20 protein-coding genes are annotated in these 22,412 nt (G+C 43.7%); 8 read left to right on the top strand and 12 right to left on the bottom strand.

The window, feature by feature from the left end; genetic code table 11:
• Window positions 1–11: 11 nt before the first annotated feature.
• From eno to A4G13_RS09785, 4 genes are all read right to left on the bottom strand, one after another.
• The gene (eno, locus tag A4G13_RS09800) at window positions 12–1,322 is read right to left on the bottom strand and encodes a phosphopyruvate hydratase (RefSeq protein WP_011199438.1); all 1,311 of its coding nucleotides are present in this window, start codon (window positions 1,320–1,322) and stop codon (window positions 12–14) included.
• Window positions 1,323–1,427: 105 nt separating this feature from the next.
• Window positions 1,428–3,056: a glutamine hydrolyzing CTP synthase gene (gene pyrG / locus A4G13_RS09795; protein WP_011199437.1), complete on the bottom strand. Its 1,629-nt coding sequence runs from the start codon at window positions 3,054–3,056 to the stop codon at window positions 1,428–1,430.
• A gap of 292 nt (window positions 3,057–3,348) precedes the next feature.
• The gene (ygfZ, locus tag A4G13_RS09790) at window positions 3,349–4,182 is read right to left on the bottom strand and encodes a CAF17-like 4Fe-4S cluster assembly/insertion protein YgfZ (protein WP_090654162.1); all 834 of its coding nucleotides are present in this window, start codon (window positions 4,180–4,182) and stop codon (window positions 3,349–3,351) included.
• 8 nt (window positions 4,183–4,190) lie between these two features.
• Complete coding sequence (locus A4G13_RS09785) at window positions 4,191–5,054, bottom strand: YicC/YloC family endoribonuclease (RefSeq protein ID WP_011199435.1); 864 nt, start codon at window positions 5,052–5,054, stop codon at window positions 4,191–4,193.
• A 163-nt stretch (window positions 5,055–5,217) separates the two neighbouring features.
• Between A4G13_RS09785 and rph the strand changes: the two genes are divergently transcribed.
• Complete coding sequence (rph, locus tag A4G13_RS09780) at window positions 5,218–5,940, top strand: ribonuclease PH (protein ID WP_090654164.1); 723 nt, start codon at window positions 5,218–5,220, stop codon at window positions 5,938–5,940.
• Between the two features lie 84 nt (window positions 5,941–6,024).
• Entirely contained in the window at window positions 6,025–6,669 is a 645-nt protein-coding gene (pyrE, locus tag A4G13_RS09775) for an orotate phosphoribosyltransferase (RefSeq protein ID WP_090654166.1), read from the top strand.
• Window positions 6,670–6,745: 76 nt separating this feature from the next.
• On the opposite strand, the gene pssA is transcribed toward pyrE, so the two are convergent.
• Window positions 6,746–8,107: a CDP-diacylglycerol--serine O-phosphatidyltransferase gene (gene pssA / locus A4G13_RS09770; protein WP_090654168.1), complete on the bottom strand. Its 1,362-nt coding sequence runs from the start codon at window positions 8,105–8,107 to the stop codon at window positions 6,746–6,748.
• Between the two features lie 150 nt (window positions 8,108–8,257).
• Here pssA and A4G13_RS09765 point away from each other — a divergent pair, with 150 nt between their 5' ends.
• The gene (locus A4G13_RS09765; protein WP_090654170.1) at window positions 8,258–9,367 is read left to right on the top strand and encodes a TrmH family RNA methyltransferase; all 1,110 of its coding nucleotides are present in this window, start codon (window positions 8,258–8,260) and stop codon (window positions 9,365–9,367) included.
• 19 nt (window positions 9,368–9,386) lie between these two features.
• Here the strand turns inward: A4G13_RS09765 and A4G13_RS09760 are convergent, their stop codons facing one another.
• A complete protein-coding gene (locus A4G13_RS09760; protein WP_011199429.1) occupies window positions 9,387–9,647 on the bottom strand; it encodes a YfhL family 4Fe-4S dicluster ferredoxin in 261 nt (86 codons plus the stop codon).
• Between the two features lie 119 nt (window positions 9,648–9,766).
• Here A4G13_RS09760 and A4G13_RS09755 point away from each other — a divergent pair, with 119 nt between their 5' ends.
• From A4G13_RS09755 to A4G13_RS09740, 4 genes are all read left to right on the top strand, one after another.
• The gene (locus A4G13_RS09755; RefSeq protein ID WP_165898034.1) at window positions 9,767–10,489 is read left to right on the top strand and encodes a ribonuclease T2 family protein; all 723 of its coding nucleotides are present in this window, start codon (window positions 9,767–9,769) and stop codon (window positions 10,487–10,489) included.
• A gap of 223 nt (window positions 10,490–10,712) precedes the next feature.
• A complete protein-coding gene (locus A4G13_RS09750) occupies window positions 10,713–11,882 on the top strand; it encodes a phosphoglycerate kinase (RefSeq protein WP_090654174.1) in 1,170 nt (389 codons plus the stop codon).
• 93 nt (window positions 11,883–11,975) lie between these two features.
• Window positions 11,976–13,055 carry a class II fructose-bisphosphate aldolase gene (fbaA, locus tag A4G13_RS09745; protein WP_011199426.1) on the top strand — a complete coding sequence of 360 codons (1,080 nt, stop codon included), beginning with the start codon at window positions 11,976–11,978 and terminating at the stop codon, window positions 13,053–13,055.
• Window positions 13,056–13,137: 82 nt separating this feature from the next.
• Window positions 13,138–14,397 carry an O-antigen ligase family protein gene (locus A4G13_RS09740; RefSeq protein WP_090654176.1) on the top strand — a complete coding sequence of 420 codons (1,260 nt, stop codon included), beginning with the start codon at window positions 13,138–13,140 and terminating at the stop codon, window positions 14,395–14,397.
• Here the strand turns inward: A4G13_RS09740 and A4G13_RS09735 are convergent.
• From A4G13_RS09735 to recO, 4 genes are all read right to left on the bottom strand, one after another.
• The gene (locus A4G13_RS09735; protein ID WP_090654178.1) at window positions 14,366–14,722 is read right to left on the bottom strand and encodes a diacylglycerol kinase; all 357 of its coding nucleotides are present in this window, start codon (window positions 14,720–14,722) and stop codon (window positions 14,366–14,368) included. The genes A4G13_RS09740 and A4G13_RS09735 overlap by 32 nt on opposite strands.
• Window positions 14,723–14,784: 62 nt before the next feature.
• On the bottom strand, window positions 14,785–17,010 hold the full coding sequence (relA, locus tag A4G13_RS09730) for a GTP diphosphokinase (protein ID WP_011199423.1): 2,226 nt from the start codon (window positions 17,008–17,010) through the stop codon (window positions 14,785–14,787).
• Between the two features lie 12 nt (window positions 17,011–17,022).
• Window positions 17,023–18,345 (bottom strand): 23S rRNA (uracil(1939)-C(5))-methyltransferase RlmD, encoded by a 1,323-nt coding sequence (gene rlmD, locus A4G13_RS09725; protein ID WP_090654180.1) that lies wholly within the window; start codon window positions 18,343–18,345, stop codon window positions 17,023–17,025.
• A 6-nt stretch (window positions 18,346–18,351) separates the two neighbouring features.
• A complete protein-coding gene (recO, locus tag A4G13_RS09720; protein WP_090654182.1) occupies window positions 18,352–19,062 on the bottom strand; it encodes a DNA repair protein RecO in 711 nt (236 codons plus the stop codon).
• Window positions 19,063–19,314: 252 nt separating this feature from the next.
• Between recO and rsmE the strand changes: the two genes are divergently transcribed.
• Window positions 19,315–20,046, top strand: a complete 732-nt coding sequence (gene rsmE, locus A4G13_RS09715) for a 16S rRNA (uracil(1498)-N(3))-methyltransferase (protein ID WP_011199420.1) — start codon at window positions 19,315–19,317, stop codon at window positions 20,044–20,046.
• Between the two features lie 121 nt (window positions 20,047–20,167).
• Here the strand turns inward: rsmE and argH are convergent, their stop codons facing one another.
• Window positions 20,168–21,550 carry an argininosuccinate lyase gene (gene argH / locus A4G13_RS09710; protein ID WP_011199419.1) on the bottom strand — a complete coding sequence of 461 codons (1,383 nt, stop codon included), beginning with the start codon at window positions 21,548–21,550 and terminating at the stop codon, window positions 20,168–20,170.
• Between the two features lie 88 nt (window positions 21,551–21,638).
• Complete coding sequence (gene argB / locus A4G13_RS09705) at window positions 21,639–22,412, bottom strand: acetylglutamate kinase (RefSeq protein WP_011199418.1); 774 nt, start codon at window positions 22,410–22,412, stop codon at window positions 21,639–21,641.

Below are 22,412 nucleotides of genomic sequence, written 5' to 3'. Positions count from 1 at the left end.
TCAATTTGCAATTAAGCCTGACCTTTAACCGCTTTTAAACCTAAGAACGGAGCCGGAGTACCTGCGCGTTCTAATGCTTCTTCGATACGGATTAATTGGTTGTATTTAGCAATACGGTCTGAACGGCTCATAGAACCGGTTTTGATTTGACCTGCTGCCGTACCAACCGCTAAATCTGCGATAGTCGCATCTTCGGTTTCGCCTGAACGGTGTGAAATAACCGCAGTGTAACCCGCATCTTTAGCCATTTTAATTGCCGCTAAAGTTTCGGTTAATGAACCGATTTGGTTGAATTTGATTAAGATTGAGTTTGCGATACCTTTTTCGATACCTTCTTTTAAGATTTTGGTGTTGGTCACGAATAAATCGTCGCCGACTAATTGAACTTTGTCACCTAAAACTTTAGTTTGGTATGCGAAGCCTTCCCAATCGGATTCGTCCTGACCGTCTTCGATAGACACGATTGGGTATTGTTTGCATAATTCTTCTAAATAATGGGTAAATTCTTGAGATGTGAATGAACGGCCTTCACCTTTCATTTCATATTTACCGTTTTCTTTATTGTAGAATTCAGAAGATGCACAGTCCATCGCTAATGTAACGTCTTTACCTAACACATAGCCCGCTTTTTCAACGGCTTCTTTGATACATGCCAACGCTTCTGCGTTCGAACCTAAATTAGGTGCGAAACCGCCTTCGTCACCAACCGCAGTATTTAAACCTTTAGCTTTTAATACTTTAGCAAGGTTGTGGAATACTTCCGCACCGATACGTAGCGCTTCGCGTAAGGTTTTAGCACCAACCGGTTGAATCATGAATTCTTGGATATCCACGTTGTTATCCGCATGTTCACCGCCGTTGATGATATTCATCATCGGTAACGGCATTGAGTAAACGCCCGGTGTGCCGTTAAGTTCTGCAATGTAAGCGTACAGAGGTAAACCTTTAGAAGCCGCCGCCGCTTTAGCCGTTGCTAAAGAAACCGCTAAGATTGCGTTTGCGCCGAATTTAGATTTGTTTTCGGTACCGTCTAAATCGATCATGATTTGGTCGATTTCAGCTTGGTTAGACGCGTCTTTACCGACGATAGCGCCGGCGATTTCGTTATTTACCGCGCCGACCGCTTTTAATACGCCTTTACCTAAGAAACGTGATTTATCGCCGTCACGTAATTCTAATGCTTCACGGGAACCTGTAGATGCGCCTGACGGAGCCGCCGCTAAACCTACGAAACCGCCTTCTAAATGAACTTCAGCTTCAACAGTTGGGTTACCACGTGAGTCAATAATTTCACGACCGATGACTTTAACGATTTTTGCCATTTTTATTTTCCTCTTAGTTAATCTAAAATGGGTATATAACCTGAATATAGTATCCGTATTTACTCGGTTTGTCTTGCAAAACTTTACGATCTTTTGATCAAACCACTACTTTTTCTGATTTTCTTTTGCCGCTTTAACAAATCCGGCAAACAACGGATGACCGTCGCGCGGCGTTGAGGTAAATTCCGGGTGGAACTGACATGCCACAAACCAAGGGTGGTTAGGCACTTCGATAATTTCCACTAATTTTTTATCCGCACTTAAACCCGTTACTTTTAAGCCCGCCGCTTCAATTTGCGGTAACAGAGTATTGTTGACTTCATAACGGTGACGGTGGCGTTCTTCAATGGTTTCTTTACCGTATAATTCACGGGCTTTCGACCCTTCGATTAAATGACATTGTTGCGCGCCTAAACGCATAGTGCCGCCTAGATCCGAGTTTTCCGAACGTTGTTCCACGCTGCCGTCGGCATCCTGCCATTCGGTGATTAAACCGACTACCGGTTGAGGGCAGTTTTTATCGAATTCGGAAGAATTCGCCTGCGTTAATCCCGCCACATGGCGCGCATATTCAATAAAGGCGACCTGCATACCTAAGCAGATGCCGAGATAAGGAATGTTATTTTCACGAGCATATTGGGCGGTCAGAATTTTGCCTTCCACACCGCGATAACCGAAACCGCCCGGCACTAAAATGCCGTCCACCCCTTTTAATACGTCAATGCCTTTTGTTTCAACGTCTTGCGAATCGATATATTTGATATGTACGTTTAAACGGTTGGTTAAACCTGCGTGTTTTAGGGCTTCATTTACGGATTTATATGCATCCGGCAATTCCACATATTTACCTACCATACCGATAGTTACATCACCGGTAGGATTAGCTTGGCGATAAAGCACTTGTTCCCATTCGGACAGATCCGCTTCTTTGCAGGCTAAACGGAAACGTTGGCAAATCAAATCATCTAAACCTTGAGATTGTAATAATGCGGGAATGCGATAGATAGAATCCACGTCTTTTAAGGAAATGACCGCTTTTTCCGGTACGTTACAGAATAAGGCGATTTTTGCACGCTCGTTTGGCGGAACCATACGATCCGAGCGGCAAATCAACACATCCGGCTGAATCCCGATAGAAAGCAATTCTTTTACGGAATGTTGGGTCGGTTTGGTTTTTACTTCGCCTGCAGTCGGAATATAAGGCACTAAGGTTAAGTGCATGAAAATCGTTTTTTCACGGCCAACCTGTACGGCTAGTTGACGTAACGCTTCCAGAAACGGTAAAGACTCAATATCGCCCACGGTTCCCCCTACTTCCACGATTGCCACATCATGACCGGCGGCACCTTCGATTACGCGAGCTTTGATTTCGTTGGTAATATGCGGAATAACCTGAACCGTAGCGCCCAAATAGTCGCCGCGACGTTCTTTGCGTAACACTTCGGAATAAATTTTACCTGTGGTGAAATTGTTGCGTTTGGTCATTTTCGTGCGGATAAAACGCTCATAGTGACCTAAATCCAAGTCGGTTTCCGCACCGTCCTGGGTGACGAATACTTCACCGTGTTGGGTCGGGCTCATAGTGCCCGGGTCAACGTTAATGTACGGATCAAGCTTCATCATGGTTACATTCAAACCACGCGCTTCTAAAATCGCTGCTAATGACGCAGCCGCAATACCTTTACCCAGCGAAGATACAACGCCGCCTGTTACGAAAATATAATTTGTAGCCATAGTGAAACCTAATGTCGGGATTAATAATGAAATAAAATGATTATAGCCAATCATCTTTAAAACAATGAAAAACGCACCCGGGTTATTCGTCTAACCGGATTTTTACAACATTTTTACTTGAGTAGAATGAAATTATTTTAAAGATGATTAGCTATTCAAGACGGGACGATAGTATATAGCAAAGTGCGGATTAACTCAATCGGCGCAAGAGAAAAAGTGCGGTTAAAATTTCGCGAATTTCCACCGCACTTTTAGGGGCTGTTTATCTTTTATAAACGGCCCCTAAAGATTATTAAACCAATTCGTAAGGTAACGGATACAATTCCAATGCGGTTTCATCCGCCGCCAGACGGAATTGTTGCCCATCTTCGAGCCGGTTATTTAGCACCACTTGGAGCCATAAAACTTCGCCGAAATTGACCGCACTTAGAATCACACCGGTTTTGCGCCAGCCGTTTTCCAGTCGCATTTCAATTTCACCGCCGATTTCCGGGATGATTTGACTGCGGGCTTTAAAAATAAACATCGCGCGTTTATTGGCGCCGCGGTATTTTGCCCTCGCTACGGTTTCTTGCCCGATATAGCAACCTTTCTGGAAAGAAACCGCCTGCTCTATACATTGCAGATTCAGCGCCTGCGGGATAAATTCGTTTTGCGTTTTCGCCGAAAGAATAGGATAACCCCGTTGGATTTCAACACAATCCCATGCTTCGGCGGAGGCATTAAATTCAAGGCGTTCCGCCGGATTAATCAATATGGCGGCATTGCCTGAATTAACGACAAAACTTGCGGAAAATTGACCGCAGTTTTCACCGATAACGCCCGCAAGTTGAACTTCCGGTTCGGCAAAGGCGACTTTTGAGAAAACCGCGTATTTTTTCAACTGTTCCAAACCCGCCGGTAATAAATCGGTACGGAACAATAAATAAAATTGCTCTTGAGCAACCCGGATTAAGCGGAAAACGGAACTGACTTTGCCTTTCGGATCGCAATGGGCGGTAAGGGTCGAATCGCCTGTTTTAAGCTTTGTGACGTCACAGGTTAATTGCCCCTGCAGGAATTTTTCGCTGTCAACGCCGGTTAATTCAATGAGTTTATATTGAGTTAAATGAATTAATTTTGTCATAAACGACCTTATTCTAAATTTTGAATTTGTTCGCGCATTTGTTCGATTAATACTTTTAATTCCACGGCGGAAGCGGTGATATCCGCATTAATTGACTTTGAGGCGAGGGTATTTGATTCGCGATTTAATTCCTGCATCATAAAATCCAGTTTACGCCCGACCGCACCGCCTTTTTTCAGAATCGAGGCGGTTTCTTTAACATGCATTTGCAGGCGGTCAAGTTCTTCCGCCACATCAATTCTTTGCGCCAACAACACCATTTCCTGTTCTAAACGGGACGGATCCGGTTGCAGTTGGATTTCTTCAAAACGTTGCAGAATGCGATCGCGTTGCCATTGCAGCACTTCCGGCATTTGTGCGCGCACTTTATCGGCCTCCACGGAAATAGCGTCCAGACGCTGCCGAATAACGGTGTGTAATTTTTCCCCTTCGCGGGCACGCATGGCAATGAAGTCTTTTAATAATTCGTCGAAAGCGTTTAATAAATCCTGGCTGATGGCGTCAAGATCCTGTTCCGGCGCTTCTACTACACCGGGATAACGTAACACGTCATTTAAATTAATTTCCCCTTCACCCGCTTGTTGTTTAATCCATTTTAGGGACTGAATAACCTGTTCGGCGAGATCTTTATTTAAATTCAGTTCGGCACTGGTTTGTTTTTTACTGTCGATGCGTAAACTGCATTCGATTTTCCCGCGCGTAAGGTTTTGCCGCAGTTTTTCGCGCAGATTGTTTTCTAAACCGCGAAACTGTTCCGGCAACCGAAAAAAATTTTCCAAATAACGTTGATTAACGGAACGGATTTCCCATACGGCATCGCCCCAATCTTTTTTGATCTCGTGGCGTGCAAAGGCTGTCATGCTGTAAATCATATCTTTCTCCTGAATTTGTATATCAATTTACCGCGGCTATTGTACTGGTAAATTTCATTTCTGTCATTTTGCGTGCTAAAATAAGCCCCGTTTTGCAGCGCGGAATTTATTCCGCCGATATATTAGGGCGTTTAAGCCCTCAGCTAAATCATAGGGAAATAAAATGCGTCCAAATAATAGAGCGGTAAACGAACCGCGCCCGATTAAAATTACCCGTCACTACACAAAACATGCGGAAGGTTCGGTGCTAGTGGAATTCGGCGATACGAAAGTAATTTGTACGGCGACGGTAGAAGATTCCGTCCCTCGTTTTTTAAAAGGTCAAGGGCAAGGTTGGGTAACCGCCGAATACGGCATGTTGCCGCGTTCCACTCACAGCCGTATGCTGCGTGAAGCGGCAAAAGGAAAACAGGGCGGTCGTACCATGGAAATTCAACGTTTAATTGCGCGTTCATTGCGAGCTATGGTGGATTTAACGGCGTTAGGCGAACGTTCGATTACCTTAGACTGCGATGTGATTCAGGCTGACGGCGGCACCCGTACCGCATCTATTACCGGTGCTTGCGTGGCGTTAACCGATGCCATTAATGCATTGGTGGAAAACGGCACTTTAAAAACCTGTCCGCTTAAAGGTTTGGTGGCGGCCGTTTCCGTCGGGATTGTGAACGGCGAAGCGGTTTGCGACTTAGAATATGTGGAAGATTCCGCAGCGGAAACCGACATGAATGTGGTGATGATGGAAGACGGCAGAATGATTGAAGTGCAGGGAACGGCGGAAGGCGAGCCCTTCAGCCATGAAGAATTACTAACCCTGTTAAATTTAGCCAAACAAGGGTGCAATATGATTTTTGATGCGCAGCGCAGAGCGTTAGCCGCGGATTGTTAAATTTTATAACGGGGACAGACTAAATACTGTCCCTGTTTTTCACCCGTTGAGGGACAAATTAATTCAAAATAAAAAGAGATAAATATGCAAAACTACAAACAGGAATTTATTAAATTCGCTCTAAGCCGCAACGTATTACGTTTCGGTGAGTTTACTTTAAAATCAGGCCGCGTCAGCCCTTATTTCTTTAATGCGGGATTGTTTAATACGGGGGCGGATTTAGCCCGTTTAGGCGAATTTTATGCCTCGGCGATTCAGGCAAGCGGATTGAATTATGATGTGATTTTCGGGCCGGCTTATAAAGGCATTCCCATCGGCACCACGGTTTCTGTTGCCTTATTCAATAAATTTAATTTAGATAAACCCGTATGTTTTAACCGCAAAGAAGCCAAAGATCACGGCGAAGGCGGTAATCTTATCGGTTCACCGCTGCAAGGCAAAATTCTGTTGGTTGATGATGTGATTACGGCGGGTACGGCGATTCGCGAAGCCATGGATATTATTGCCGCCAATAACGCCCGTTTAGCGGCGGTGGTGATTGCGTTAAACCGTAAAGAACGGGGAAAAGGCGAATTATCGGCAATTCAGGAAGTAGAGCGCGATTATCGGTGCGATGTGCTTTCAATTATTGATTTAGACGATTTAATGCAATTCATTGAAAATGAACCCGAATACAGCCAATATTTGCCGGCAATGAAAGCCTATCGCGAGCAATACGGCGTGGCTTAGACAACGTCTGAAAAGCATAATAATAAAAAACTGCGGTCAAATTTTTCAAAATTTCGACCGCAGTTTTGTGTTGGCATTACAGGATCATTTTCACCAGTTTATCCACTTTGACGCGTTCAAAGCGTTTTAATAAGCGTTGAACGGGTTCCGGATATTGGTTCATTTTTTGCAACTCCGAATAATGACGTAAGACGGTGGTGTGTTGACGGATTTGTCGCAATTCTTCTTCCATTTGGACTCTCAGCTCATGTTTCGGATCATGCACCAATAAACCGTTTTCGGCATCCAAACGCCATGCCCGCGGGTTTAAATTGTTGCCGGTAAGCAGAATATAATCCTCATCCACCCATACTCCTTTCAAATGATAGGTATTATCACCGTCTTTCCAGGTGCGGACGACCAATAAACCTTCATTAATTTGAGCGGCAAATTTTTTGCAGAACGCGCGCAGGTTTTTTTCATATAAATAAGGCAACGCCCCTGCGATTTTAAATTCTTCGGTCGGCGGAATATAAAAATCGTTCGCTACTTTATCGCCCACGATGATTTCCACTTTCTTGCCCTGTTTTAATAAATGACTGATTTTGCCTTTTAGCGTTCGGGGGAAATTAAAATACGGCGTACAAATCACCAGTTTTTCTTTAACCAGCATGAATAAATCTTCAATGCAATTATTCAATACATTGCCACTGGTACCTAAACCGAATAAAGGCGAAACGGTCAATTGATCGTTGCTGAAAGCAACCGCATTATTAATCCAATAACCCGCCTCCAGCGCTAATTTTTTGCGAAACGCTTTAATGTGCATTCTGATTTCTTTGGTAGCGGGGCGAGCCGCGTCGTCCAGTGCGTGTACGGCATTAGGGTCAAGTAAATATTGATTGACAAACGCCACTAAAACATCCGCCAATGCCGGGTTGGTGATTTTCTGGTAGCGGTCGTAGCGGTATTTGTCTTTGTGATGTAAATATACGTTGTTAATGCTTGCACCGCTGTAAAGCAGGGTATCGTCAAATACAAAACCTTTAATGTGCAACACACCGAATACTTCCCGGGTGTTGATAGGCACCCCAAAGAACATAGACTGCGCCTGATGTTTTACCCGTTGTTCGCAATACCAGTCGGCATTTGTGGTGCCTTTTGCCGCCCCCAGCAGATTGCGCTGCGCGCGGTGCCAGTCCACCAGAACTTTCACATCTAATGCGGGATTTTTTTGTTTGGCGGCATAAAGTTCATTTAAAATTTCTTGCCCGGCTTCGTCAAATTGCCAATAAAGTGCGGTGATATAAATACGATTTTTAGCCGAACGAATAAGTTGAATAATGGTTTGTTTAAATTGAGCCGGGTTATAAATCACTTCAAAATCCGCGACGGACTGTGCTAAATACGGCAGCCGTTCCAGGCGTTGTTTGGCTCGTTTAATCTTATTAACTAACATAATTTTTCTTCTTCTACGCTGTTATGCGTTATTGCAACTTTGTAGTTTACAATATTTAGCGTATAAATTGATAGAAAAAAGGTTTTTTTTATTATAATGCCGTAGATTTTTTGAAAATCTTTCAATATTTAACTAACTGGCGATTCTAATATGAATGATAAATCCAACAAAGCGGCTTTCCAACCGGCAAAATTTCAACAACCAAGTAACCAAAAGCGTTTTCACGAACGTACGGTAGGCGAGCGGCAGGAAAAGTTCGGGCAAAGCCGGGCGCAGTTTTCCCGTTCCCAGGACAATGACCGTTTTGCACCGCAGGATCGCCGGTCAAATAAAGATTTTGACCGCAAAGAACGTCAAAATCCGGCAAAAAACGACCGCACTTTTGAGCGTCGCAATGAGCGTCCGATACTGCAGGAAACTAAAATTACGGAAACAAAACTGGGCAATGTGAAAGTTGTGATGAAACGCAGCGGTGTAAGCGAACAACCGCGTGTAAAAAAAACTGGGCCTTTGTCGCCTCGCGCACCCGAGAAAATTAAGAAAAACCGCGCCGAGGAAATGAAAGTATACGGCGAAAGCGCATGTCTCGCGTTATTTGCCGAACGTCCGGAAAGTATTGTGCGGGTTTGGGCGACCGTTGAAACGGCGCATAAAATCGGTGATATGTTCAGCTATTTAGCCGCCAATAAAAAAGTTTATCACGTGGTTGAACGTGCGGAACTGGAGCTGGTTAGCGGTACCGAACATCACGGCGGGATTTGTATGCTGGTGAAAAAAGCCCGTCCTTTCACTCTTACCGGTTATTTGGATATTCCCCGTCAACAGGATGCGCTAATTATTTTGGATAATGTCCGTAATCCGCAGAATATCGGCGGCATTATCCGTACTTGCGCCTTTTACGGGGTAAAAGGTGTTATTGTCGATAACGCGGAACCGTTAAATTCAGCGGCGGCGATGCGCGTTGCCGAAGGCGGCATGGAATATATTCATCAATTGCAAACGGAAAGCCCGGACGACGCATTGGCTAAATTGCGTAAAGCCGGCTACCAGGTTGTGCACACGACAACAAATAAACAGGCGAAAGGCGTGCATAAATTACAGTTAGCCCAAAAAGTGGTTTTCGTTTTAACCGAGTCTGAAAATCCTGCGTTAGTTCAAAGCGGTGATGAAGTGATTAATCTGTCTTTTGCAAACCCGTTGAAAACCGGGCTCAATGTTGCCGTGGCAGCGGGCGTGCTATTGGCAAAACTGGATAAGTAACCGTTTTGCCGGTGATGTTTTAAACCTGATCGGCGTGATGGATCAACACAAAGCGTTCCCAAAGCTGATCTTGCGTTTCAATGTGATCAGGGTCCGTAATAATACATTTATTAATAGGGCAAACTTTCTGGCAAGTGGGCGTATCGTAATGCCCCACGCATTCGGTGCAGAGTGCGGGGTCGATCAGATAAATTTCATCACCGACAGAAATTGCCTCGTTCGGGCATTCCGGCAAACACATATCGCAATTTGTGCATTTGTCAGTAATTAAAAGTGCCATTTGATTCCTTGTTTGGGTTGAAAAGGGCTGATTATAATGAATGTGGTGTGAAAAACAACCGTTTATTTAGGGGCTGTTTATCTTTTATAAACGGACTCCGGTGTTAGTAAAGAGTGTCTATGCAACCAAAATTCCTCCTATTAAAAAGCCTGTTTTACATTATTCCGCTAGCTTTAACGGTATCCGGCTGTTTTGACAAAACCGCGGAAAAACTACAGGAAACTCCGCAAAAATCCACCGCACTTTCAACACAGGAGTCCTTCCCGCCCATTAAAAACAATTACGATTTTGCCATGAAGGATGACAAAATCGGGCAAAATCTAAAAGCCAATGTGGATTATTATATGTTGGCGTTATCCTGGTCTCCCTCCTTCTGCCGGACTCAGTATGAGAAATACGGCAATAACCTGCCGGACTCCGCCGAATACCAATGCGGTATTAAGAAAAAATACGGTTGGGTTATCCACGGTTTATGGCCGCAAAGCGCAACCGCAAGAACCGTTGCAGGACATCCCCGTTTATGCAAAGGCGACCTTCCTCAAGTTGAAGAAAATGTAGTTCGTCAATATATGGCGGAAAGCCCGAGCCCGAACTTATTACAGGCGGAATGGGAAAAACACGGCGCCTGTGCGTTTGATCGGGCGGAACAATATTTTGCCAAACAGCAGGCGTTATATCGTACCTTGACCTTACCGACCGTTGAAATGAAAGGCAAAGAATTGTTTAGCTGGCTGAGAAAAAATAACCCGCAGTTACGCCATGCCTATCTAGGTGCAAGCCGCGACGAACTTTATATTTGTTATGACTTGAATTGGCAGGTAATAAACTGCCCTAAACAATAAATCGGAATTGAGTTAGCTGTATCCTGTCAGCTTTGTTAAAAAAGCCGTGGACAGCCTTCTTTTTTATGTTATTTTAACCCTCAGACAAATCCGTTACGGCGGTCTGCGAATTTATAAATAAATCGCTATTAATTGATCTAAACCAGTTACAACCTAGCCAATACTAGGTATAATGAACAAGTTTTGAAAAATTTTTATTATTTTTAACCAAAGAGGAAATATTATGTCAGTAATCAAAATGACCGATCTTGATTTAGCCGGCAAACGTCTTTTCATCCGCGCCGATTTAAACGTGCCGGTAAAAGACGGCAAAGTGACTTCAGATGCGCGTATCCGCGCAACAATTCCTACTTTAAAATTAGCCTTGGAAAAAGGCGCCAAAGTGATGGTAACTTCTCACTTGGGCCGTCCGACTGAAGGTGAATTCAAACCTGAAGACTCATTACAACCGGTAGTTGATTACTTAAAAGATGCAGGATTTAACGTACGCCTAGCACAAAACTACTTAGACGGCGTTGAAGTAAACGAAGGCGAAATCGTTGTATTGGAAAACGTTCGTATCAACAAAGGCGAAAAGAAAAACGATCCTGAATTGGGTAAAAAATATGCCGCACTTTGCGACATATTCGTAATGGATGCTTTCGGTACGGCTCACCGTGCGCAGGCTTCAACTTACGGTGTTGCCGAATATGCGCCGGTTGCTTGCGCAGGCCCGTTATTAGCGGCTGAATTGGATGCTTTGGGTAAAGCCTTAAAAGAACCTCAACGTCCTATGCTTGCAATTGTAGGCGGTTCAAAAGTGTCTACTAAATTAACTGTTTTAGACAGCCTTTCAAAAATTGCCGATCAATTAATCGTGGGCGGCGGTATTGCCAATACCTTTATTGCCGCTGAAGGCCATAACGTCGGTAAATCTTTATATGAAGAAGATTTAATTCCTGAAGCAAAACGTTTAGCGGCAGCAACTAATATCCCTGTTCCTGTGGATGTGCGTGTGGGTACGGAATTCTCTGAAAATGCGCCGGCAACCGAAAAATCGGTAACCGAAGTTCAAGCCGACGAATCAATTTTCGATATCGGCGATAAATCCGCAGAAGAATTGGCGAAAATTATCAAATCCGCTAAAACCATTCTTTGGAACGGTCCGGTGGGCGTGTTTGAATTCCCTAATTTCCGTAAAGGTACCGAAGTGATTTCTAACGCGATTGCAGAAGCGACTGCAAACGGCGCATTTTCTATCGCCGGTGGCGGTGATACCTTAGCCGCTATCGATTTATTCGGTATCAAAGATAAAATTTCTTATATTTCAACCGGCGGCGGTGCGTTCTTAGAATTTGTTGAAGGTAAGGTTTTACCTGCGGTGGAAATCTTAGAAAAACGCGCAAACGGCTAATTTTTAATTGCAGGGCGTTGCTTACGCCCTGACGAACAAACGGGCGTAAAGGTACGCTCCTACGGATTTCATTTAAATTATAGGAAAAGCAAAATGGCTAAATTATTAGATATCGTAAAACCCGGCGTATTAACCGGCGATGACGTTTCAAAAGTATTTGCATACGCAAAAGAACAAGGGTTCGCAATCCCTGCGGTAAACTGTGTGGGTTCAGACTCGGTAAACACCGTTTTAGAAACGGCGGCACGCGTGAAAGCGCCGGTTATCGTTCAATTCTCAAACGGCGGTGCATCATTCTATGCGGGTAAAGGTATTAAACCGGCATCCGGTGCGCGCGCAGACGTATTAGGTGCAATTGCCGGTGCAAAACACGTACATACTTTAGCGCAAGAATATGGTGTGCCGGTTATCCTTCACACTGACCATGCAGCGAAAAAATTACTACCTTGGATCGACGGATTACTAGATGCAAGCGAAAAAGAATTTGCAAAGACCGGTCGTCCTTTATTCTCCTCTCACATGTTGGATCTTTCGGAAGAACCAATGGAAGAAAACATGGCAATCTGCCGTGAATACCTTGCCCGCATGGATAAAATGGGGATGACTCTTGAAATTGAAATCGGTATCACCGGCGGTGAAGAAGACGGCGTGGATAATTCGGGTGTTGATGAGTCTAAGCTTTATACTCAACCTGAAGACGTATTATATGTTTACGACCAATTAAATCCGGTTAGCTCCCGTTTTACCGTAGCTGCGGCTTTCGGTAACGTACACGGCGTTTACAAACCGGGTAACGTGAAATTAAAACCGTCTATCTTAGGCGCTTCTCAGGAGTTCGTCGCGAAAGAACGCGGTCTTCAAGCCAAACCGATTAATTTCGTATTCCACGGCGGTTCAGGTTCATCAACCGAAGAAATCCGCGAAGCTATCAGCTATGGTGCAATCAAAATGAACATTGATACCGACACTCAATGGGCCGCATGGGACGGTATCCTTCAATTCTACAAAGCGAACGAAGCTTATCTGCAAGGTCAATTAGGTAACCCTGAAGGCCCTGATTCGCCAAATAAAAAATATTACGATCCGCGCGTTTGGTTACGTAAAATGGAAGAATCTATGTCTAAACGCTTAGAAAAATCTTTCCAGGATTTAAACTGCGTTGACGTATTATAATTCCTTATAAAATAAGCTAGAATAAGACCGCACTTTGAAAGTGCGGTCTTTTTTTTTAAATTTTTTAGCTATAGGGAATCGTATGTTAAAACTAAATAAAGGATTTTTAATAAATGGAGTTGTAGGGCTGTTCTTTATTATCTGTTTGTCAGTACGTAGCGGATATAGCATTTCCCCTATTCTTCTTGCTCTTGTAGGGCTGGGCTACCTTATTTATGATTTAATCAAAAAGCGAAAATGGCAAATATCACCGGATGAAAAATGGCTGATATACAGTTACGGGCTGTATTTTTCGTTATTTGTGCTGTCTTTATTGATTCATCAGGGACGTTTAAAAGAATTGGACAGCCCGGTAAAAATTGTTTTTTTACTTACCTTATTGCTTCTCTTTAGCCGTTTCCCGATTAAATTTTCTACCCTTATTTATGCGATTCCGATGGGTAGTATGATTGCGGGAATTACCGCATTAATCGACCGTTTTTATCTGCATTCTCAAATGGCGTATGCCCCGCGTATTATGCATATTCAAGGCGGCGATATTGCTATGTCGCTGGGCATGTTTTCATTGGTTTGTTGTATTTATTTCTTTATTAAACAACAGAAAAAATGGATGTTGTTCTGTTTGCTCGCTACATTATCCGGTATGCTGGGCAGTATCCTGTCCACCGCCCGGGGCGGTTGGATTGGTGTGCCTTTCGTGCTGTGTTTTATTTTCTGGGCGTATAGAAAATATCTGTCTAGAACCTTTTTTGTTTCCGTTATTTCAATTCTTGTTGTGGCTGTTGGCGTTGCGGTATACATTCCCAATACAAAAATTATGAAGAGAATTAATGCGGCGCAACACGATATAACAAGCTATGTCGACAATAAAAGAGGTTCCGATTCGACTTCCGTCGGGGCACGTTTTGAAATGTGGAAAAGTGCGTTCCTTATGATTAAAGAAAAACCCGTTTTCGGTTGGGGAATTGAAGGCGTTAACCAAATGCGGAAGGAACACCAGAAACAAGGCATTATCAGCAAATATGCCTCACAATTTACCCATGCCCATAACCAATATTTAGATGATTTTTCTAAACGGGGTGTTCTCGGATTTATCGCCTTACTTGCCGTATTTTTAGTACCAATGCGGTTTTTCCGGAAGAATTTATCTGACCGGTTGGAAGTGAAAGTGGTTGCCATATTCGGTATGGTTCACGTGATTTCCGTGATGTTTTATTGCTTCAGCCAAGGATTTTTCAGCCATAACTCGGGCAATATTTTTTACTTTTTCCCGGTGATTTTATTTTATGCGGTGATTTTGAACTTGACGGCTAAAAAATCAGCAGAATCAACCAAATCATAACGCAGTTGGCAATAGCCACAAAAACGGCGGCGGAGCCCTGGTCTTTGGCTCTGCCCGATAATTCGTGACGTTCGCTGCCAATGCGATCCACAACCGCTTCTAATGCGCTGTTTAATAATTCGGTAACTAATACGATTAAATAGCTGCCAATCATCAGCACCATTTCAAATTTATCGTTAGCCAAATAAAGCGCTGCGGGAATTAAAATAAGCCCGGCGGCTAATTCGTGGCGAAATGCGGCTTCGTATTTAATCGCACTTTTTAAGCCTTGAATAGAATAACCGGCAGATTTAATAAAATGTGTAAGTCCTGTTGTCTTTTCCATAAATAAAATCCAAACAAAAAGCGCGGAAAATTGACCGCACTTTTTGTTATGTAGTGGGTTAATTATAATCGTTTCACTTCAATTACATCATCTAATTTTGTTAAACGGGTGATAACCTTGCCTAAAATCTGTACATTTTTGAGCTGAATTTCTAAATCCATTGTTGCTAATTGCCGTTTCGAATCCAACCTTGTAGTAACGTTTGCTACCGAAATTTTATCATTTGCCAGCACGGTTGTAATATCGCGTAATAATCCGTTACGATCATTAGCAATAACCCGGATGCTAAGGTTGAAACCGGAAGCCGAATTATAATTCTCGCCCCAAATGGATTCCACCACTCGTTCCGGATGTGCCGCTTTTAATTCGGCAAGTTGTTCGCAATCCGTACGATGGATTGAAATACCCCGACCAAGCGTGATATAGCCTTCGATATCATCACCCGGAATCGGTTGGCAACAGCGCGCAATATGATGCATAAGGTTACCCACGCCTTCGACAATAACATAACCTTTATTTTTTTCATTTTTTTGCTGGTTTGCTGCGCTATTTGCCGTTTTAGTGACTTGTCGCAATACTTCTTCATCAGCTTCCTGAGCCGTCGGTTTAATTAATTTTGCCTGTAAGAAATTAATTAAATGATTTAACCGGATATCGCCGCTACCGATGCCTGAGTACAAATCATCAATACTTTTTAAGTTATAACGAGGCAGTGCAATAGGTTCCACTTGTTTTAACGTAATGGCTAATCGGTTAAGTTCGTTTTCCAACTGCTCTTTACCGATAGGAATATTTTTCTCACGATCCAGTTTTTTAAACCAGGCTTGAATTTTAGAACGTGCCTTAGCCGTATGGGTAAAACCTAAGCTCGGATTCAACCAGTCGCGGCTCGGATTCGGATTTTTCTGCGTAATAATATCGATCTGATCGCCCATCTGCAGCTGATAGGTAAAAGGTACAATCCGACCGCCGACTTTCGCGCCGATACAGCGATGCCCCACATCGCTGTGAATAGCGTAAGCAAAGTCAAGAGGCGTAGAACCCGCCGGTAAATCCACCACTTCGCCTTTTGGCGTAAATACGTAAACCCGATCATCAAACACCTGGGTGCGTAATTCCGGCACAACTTCACCAGAGTTACTGATATCGTGCTGCCAGGCAAGGAGTTTACGCAACCAAATGATTTTTTCTTCGTAAGCGGAAAGCGAGCCCGTATTTCCTTCTTTATATTTCCAGTGCGCGGCAACGCCGAGTTCCGCGTCATCGTGCATTTTTTTGGTACGAATTTGTACTTCAATAGGTTTGTCGCCTTCACCCAACACCACGGTATGAATGGACTGATAACCGTTAGGCTTCGGATTTGCGATATAATCGTCAAATTGATCAGGTAAATGTTTGAAATGGGTATGCACGATACCAAGTGCGGTATAGCAATCCTGTAGCGCCGGCACAATGATCCGAACCGCACGAATATCATATAACTGACTGAAATCCAAATGTTTTTTCTGCATTTTACGCCAGATGCTATAAATATGTTTCGGACGCCCGTATATTTCGGCGCCGGTAACGGATTCATCCAGATATTGCGATACCCGTTGCACAAAATCAGCGATGTATTGTTCGCGATCCAGGCGGCGTTCATTGAGCTTGATTGCGATAATACGATATTGTTCCGGTTGCAGGTTGCGGAAACAATAATCTTCCAGTTCCCATTTAAGCTGGCCTATACCCAACCGATTGGCTAAAGGCGCATAAATATTGGAACATTCTTTAGCGGCGGCAACTTTATCCTGTTTGGAATAGCGTTTTTCCGCATCCCGCAGATAAGTGATGCGCTCCGCAAGTTTGATAATCACACAACGGAAATCATCAACCATAGCCAATAACATTCTGCGTATGTTATCCACCTGGGCGTTGGAGTCAGTGGTGTTTAATTGACGAATATTATTCATTTCAATCACACCTTTAAGCAATTTCCAGATATGGGGACCGAAATCTTCTTTAATTTGTTCCTGATTCACGATTTTCGCATTCACAATCGGAAATAGCATAGCGGTTAGCAAGCTGTCCGCATCCATATTTAAACCGTGCAGAATTTCGACCATTTCCACACCGTCACGCAAATACCAATGGCTGTTCTGGAAAAGTTGTTGCGCTTTTTCCTGGGCGTAATACCAAGCACGCACAATATTTTTTTCCACATCCGGCGTTAATCCCAAACCGGCGCACCAGTCTTCAATAATAAAGTCTTTGGGATTCAATAAATGAGAAACACGCACCGCAACCATAATTTTTCCTTACTAACTTTGTTTTTCGAAAAGTGTAATGCTTTCCAAATGTCCCGTGTGGGGGAACATATCAATCATTGCGACTTTTTTAACCCGATAATCCGAGTTTAATAGAATCTCCGCATCTCGCACCAAAGTCGCAGGATTACAAGATACGTAAAGAATTTTTTCCGCCTTTAACCGGCAAAGTGCATTCAGCGCAAATGCGGCACCGGTTCGAGGCGGATCCAGTAAAATTTTATTAAATGGCTCTGTCGCCCAGACTTCATCTGCAAAATTCTGATCTAAATCAGCACGATAAAATTGGACATTTTGACATTGATTTCGTTCGGCATTTGCTTTGGCTTTTTCCACCATCGCCGAAATTCCTTCAATTCCGACCGCACTTTTTACTCGTCGACTTAACGGCAATGTGAAATTTCCCATACCGCAAAACAGATCTAACACATGATCCTGTTTTTGTACGTCCAGCCAATCCAGCGCTGCGGTGATCATCCGCTGATTCAATAGGCTGTTGACCTGAATAAAATCCCGGATATCAAATTGTAATTGCAGGTTATCCGCTAATTGATAGAAAGGCGGTTGTCCGTAAATTTGTTCTGTTTTTTCATCATCCTGTAAAAAAAGCATTAGCTCTTCCCGAACGGCAAAATCCAACAGTAAAGTGCGGTCGTTTTCCGTCAATTTTCCACTGTAACGCAACAACATGGCAACGCCGTTATCCGCTGCGACCAATTCAATATGCCCAAGATTTTTCGGTTGAGAAAAACGGGATAAAAGTGCGGTCAGTTTTGACAGAATTTTATTTAACGCAGGCTCAATCACCTCACATTGCTCAATATGAACGATTTGGGCGGAATTTTTTTGCCGAAAGCCGATTTCTAATCGTTTCAATTTTCCGTCAAATAACATACTAAGGCGCACGCGGCGGCGATAACCAAAAGCTTCACCAACTATCATCGGCATAAATTCAATGCCTTCCGGTTGCAGTTTCAATAACCGTCGGAATAAGGCTTTTTGTTTTGCTTCCCGTTGCATTTCGACGGGAATATGCTGATTTTGGCAACCGCCGCATTGAGACGCATACTGACATTTCGGCGTTTGCCGTTGCGCACTCGCCTCAAGGATCTTTTTAGTTGTTGCCAGACCGAACTGGCGTTTTTCTTCTTTAATTTTAATCCGAACTTTCTCGCCCGGTAACGCGTTTTCAACAAACCAGGTTTTTCCTTGAATTTTTGCCACGCCTAATCCTTGATAATCAAGATCGAGGATCTCTACTTCCATTTCTCGTTGGAGCTTATTTATTTTTTGGGGAGGTGTATAAAGTAAAACCATGGCAAATTATTTCAAATGTAAAATAGTCTGAGTAAAAAGTTCGCGGCTTTTCAACGGTTTATTGCCTAAATAAGGCTTTAAGGCAACTCGGGTAAAGCGTTTTGCCGCCTGCAATACGGATTTTTCGCTGAAATCCTGCCGTTCGAAAGCGATAAGTTCCCGTCCGAAAAAAGTTAAATTATCCTTAATTAAGGAGGCGATAAAGCCTTTTTCCTCACGGTAGCGGTAAGTCATATTTTCATCTACCGGCTCGCCGGAACCGGCGCAATGGAGAAAATCCACGCCGTATCCCAAAATATGCAGAAGTTTAAATTCAAATTCCCGTAAAGCGGGTTCGACAAAATTCTGCGATACCGCAAGGCTCGTCAAACAATGCAAATAATCCTGGAATAATTGCGGATTCGGCGTTTCCGGCTCAATCACTCGGGTGATTAATTCGTTCACATAAAAGCCGCTGAATAGCGCCGTTTGTTGGAGAGGCAAGGCGATAGCGGCGGGTTCCGCTTTCGTTAAGATTTTAAGGCTGCTTTTACCGGTCCAGCGCAACAATAACGGCGTAAAAGGCTGCAAAACAGATTTTAATGCAGAGCGCTTAGCCCTTGCCCCTTTTGCAAGAACGGTTAATCGTCCGCTTTCTTCTGTGAGCAGATCCACTAACAGACTGGTTTCGCTATAAGGTTTGCGGTGTAACACAAAACCCCGCTGCAGGTTTTCTATAGCCTTTTCTCCCTTTTATTAACACTAGGATTTATGTATATTCCGAGAACGCTTACACAGTAAATCAAGCTTGCCGGAAAACTGACATATTCTATCAGATATTCTACCGCACTTTTATTTATTTTAATCATTAGAATCTATATTAAACACAAATATTCAAGCAGGTTATTGAGGATTCACGGAACTACGAATACAGAACTTTCTTTTTATTTCTGTTATGATAAGCCATTGCTTTTTTACTAATGAGAAATTATGCGAATTCCCAGAATTTATCATCCGGATTCTTTAACGAATATTAAGACCTGTCGTTTAACTGACGAGGCGGCGAATCATGTAGGGCGCGTGTTGAGAATGCAGGCGGGCGAACGACTTGAATTATTCGACGGCAGTAATCATGTTTATACTGCGGTTATTCTTCAGGCGGATAAAAAATCCGTCACGGCGGAAATCCGGGATTGTCAATTAGACGACCGAGAAAGCCATCTGAAAATCCATTTGGGGCAGGTAATTTCTCGCGGCGAACGCATGGAATTTACCGTTCAAAAATCCGTCGAATTGGGCGTGAACGTGATAACGCCTTTGTGGTCGGAACGTTGCGGGGTAAAGCTGGATGCGGAGCGAATGGATAAAAAAATCCAACAATGGCAAAAAATTGCCGTTGCCGCCTGTGAACAATGCGGGCGCAATATAGTGCCGGAAATCCGGCCTATGATGAAATTGCAGGATTGGTGCGCCGAACAAGACGGTATGCTGAAATTGAATTTACATCCGCGCGCTAAATATTCCATTCAAACACTGCCTGACATTCCCGCCGAGGGGGTACGTTTATTAATCGGCTCGGAAGGCGGGCTGTCTCCGCAGGAAATCGCCCAAACGGAACGGCAGGGGTTTACCGAAGTATTATTGGGTAAACGGGTATTACGCACGGAAACCGCGTCTTTAGTAGCAATCACGGCGTTACAGCTCTGCTTTGGCGATTTATAGCAAAGTGCGGTCAAAATTCGGTTAATTTTATAATGCATGCGGAATTATAGATTGGGAACCGTATGCAATAAAAATAAAGACGCCAAACTTGGCGTCCTTACAATCTGTTTTTATAATTCAATTATTTCTTTGCTGCAATGCGCGCTTTTGCGTCCGCAATGGCTTCCGCTACGCGTAACGGTGAGACGCCGCCTTTTGCGCTTCGTTTATCCAGGCACGATTGCAAGGAAAGAATCGGGTAAACGTCTTCGCCTACCACATCACTGAATTGGCGGAATTCTTCAATACTCAGGTCTTCCAGCCCTTTGTGAACTTTAATGGCATAAACGACGGTTTCTCCTACAATATGATGAGAATCACGGAACGGTACGCCTTTTGCCACCAGGTAATCGGCCAGTTCCGTTGCATTGGAATAACCTTTCAGAGCGGCTTCGCGAGTGCGCTCAACATTAACGCGAATATCTTCCAGCACAAATGCCGCCATGGTTAAGCAGTCGTGCCATGTGTCTAACGCATCGAAAATGCCTTCTTTATCTTCCTGCATATCTTTGTTATAGGCAAGCGGCAAACCTTTCACGGTAACCATCATACCTGTTAGCGAGCCGATAACCCGACCGGCTTTGCCTCTAATTAATTCGCAGGCGTCAGGGTTTTTCTTTTGCGGCATTAAAGACGAACCGGAAGTAACGCGATCGGATAATTCAACAAAATCCGCCTCACCGCTATTGAAGATAATCATATCTTCGGCAAAACGGGAAAGATGAACCATACTTAATGAAGCGGTAGAAAGCAATTCGATGATATGGTCCCGATCAGATACGCTGTCTAAGCTGTTGCGGGTGGCAAAAGCAAAGCCTAAGTCTTTGGCTAATTGTTCGCGATCTACCGGGTACGCCGTTCCCGCTAACGCACCGCTGCCTAACGGGCATGAATCCATGCGATTATAAGCATCGGCAAGGCGGGAATAGTCACGCTCTAACATTTCCACATAAGCCATACACCAATGGGCAAAACTAATAGGTTGTGCTCGTTGCAAGTGAGTATAACCGGGCATTACCGCATGTTGATTGTTCTCGGCGGTTTCCACTAATTTTGCCTGTAAATCACGTACGGCATATTGCAATTCGGTTACCTGCGCTTTACACCACATTTTAATATCAAGCGCCACTTGGTCGTTACGGCTACGACCCGTATGCAATTTTTTGCCGAGATTGCCCACTTTGTCGATAAGCTTGCTTTCAACCCAGCTGTGGATATCTTCCGCATCATCCTGCAAAATTGCCTGCGGATTCGAACGTACTTCAATTAACAGTTCGTTTAAAGCCCGTTCCAATTGTTGTTGTTCGTCCGTAGTTAACACGCCTACGCTAACTAAAGCTTTTGACCAGCCTACCGAACCTTCGATATCCTGTTCCGCAAGACGGTAATCAAAACGTAACGAATCGTTAAAATCTTTAAAACGCTGATCCGCCGCTTGTGTAAAACGTCCACCCCAAAGTGCCATATTTATATTCCTTTTAATTTTGTAGGGGCGTATCGCCTACGCCCCTGAATTCGTTATTAAGGTACGTAATGTACCTTTGCAATTTCCGTTACGGATTAATTCTGGTGCCGATAATTTCACCGGCAAAAAGTGCGGTTAATTTTTCAGGATATTTCCAGTTTGCAATATCCACGCCGCAATTTAAAATCTTGGCGGCATCCAATGCGGCATTTACTTTAACGATCATACCGTCGGTAATCACTTTATCTTCGATTAGTTGCTCAATTTGTGCCGAATTCAGTTCCGTTAAGCGTTGTTTATTTGCATCCAGCACGCCGTCCACATCGGACAACATCACCAAATCCGCGTTGATTAACGCCGCAATTGCCGTTGCCGCCTGATCGGCATTTACATTCATTAATAAACCGTTATCATCAACGGCGATAGAACTAATAATAGGTAAAAAAGCGTCACCTAACAAATTATTTAACAAAGCGGGATTTTTCGCCACCACCATCGCCACATGCCCCAATTCGGGATCAAATTGTGTGGCTTGAGTTAAATTACCGTCGGCTAAGCACAAGCCGACCGGATTTAATTTGAATTTTGCCGCCTGCGCCACTAAAGTTTTATTCGCAATACCGGCTAACGCGCCCACAATAATGTCGATTTGATCCGCCGGCGTCACCCGTAATCCGTTTTTCTTTTGCACGGGAAGATTTAAACGCTTCATTAAATCATCAACCAGACAGCCGCCGCCGTGTACAATTAATAAAGGGCGGGCAAAATTCTGTTGATAATCCGCCAACGCGGTAAATAAATTTTCCATGGCGGCGGGTGTGTCTAATAATACGCCGCCAAGTTTAATTACTAAGGGTTTCAT

This window comes from Basfia succiniciproducens, from assembly GCF_011455875.1.
In the GTDB taxonomy this organism is placed as follows: Bacteria; Pseudomonadota; Gammaproteobacteria; order Enterobacterales; family Pasteurellaceae; genus Basfia; species Basfia succiniciproducens.
The sequence above is the reverse complement of the archived record's forward strand: the minus strand, read 5'-3'. Positions and strand labels throughout refer to the sequence as shown.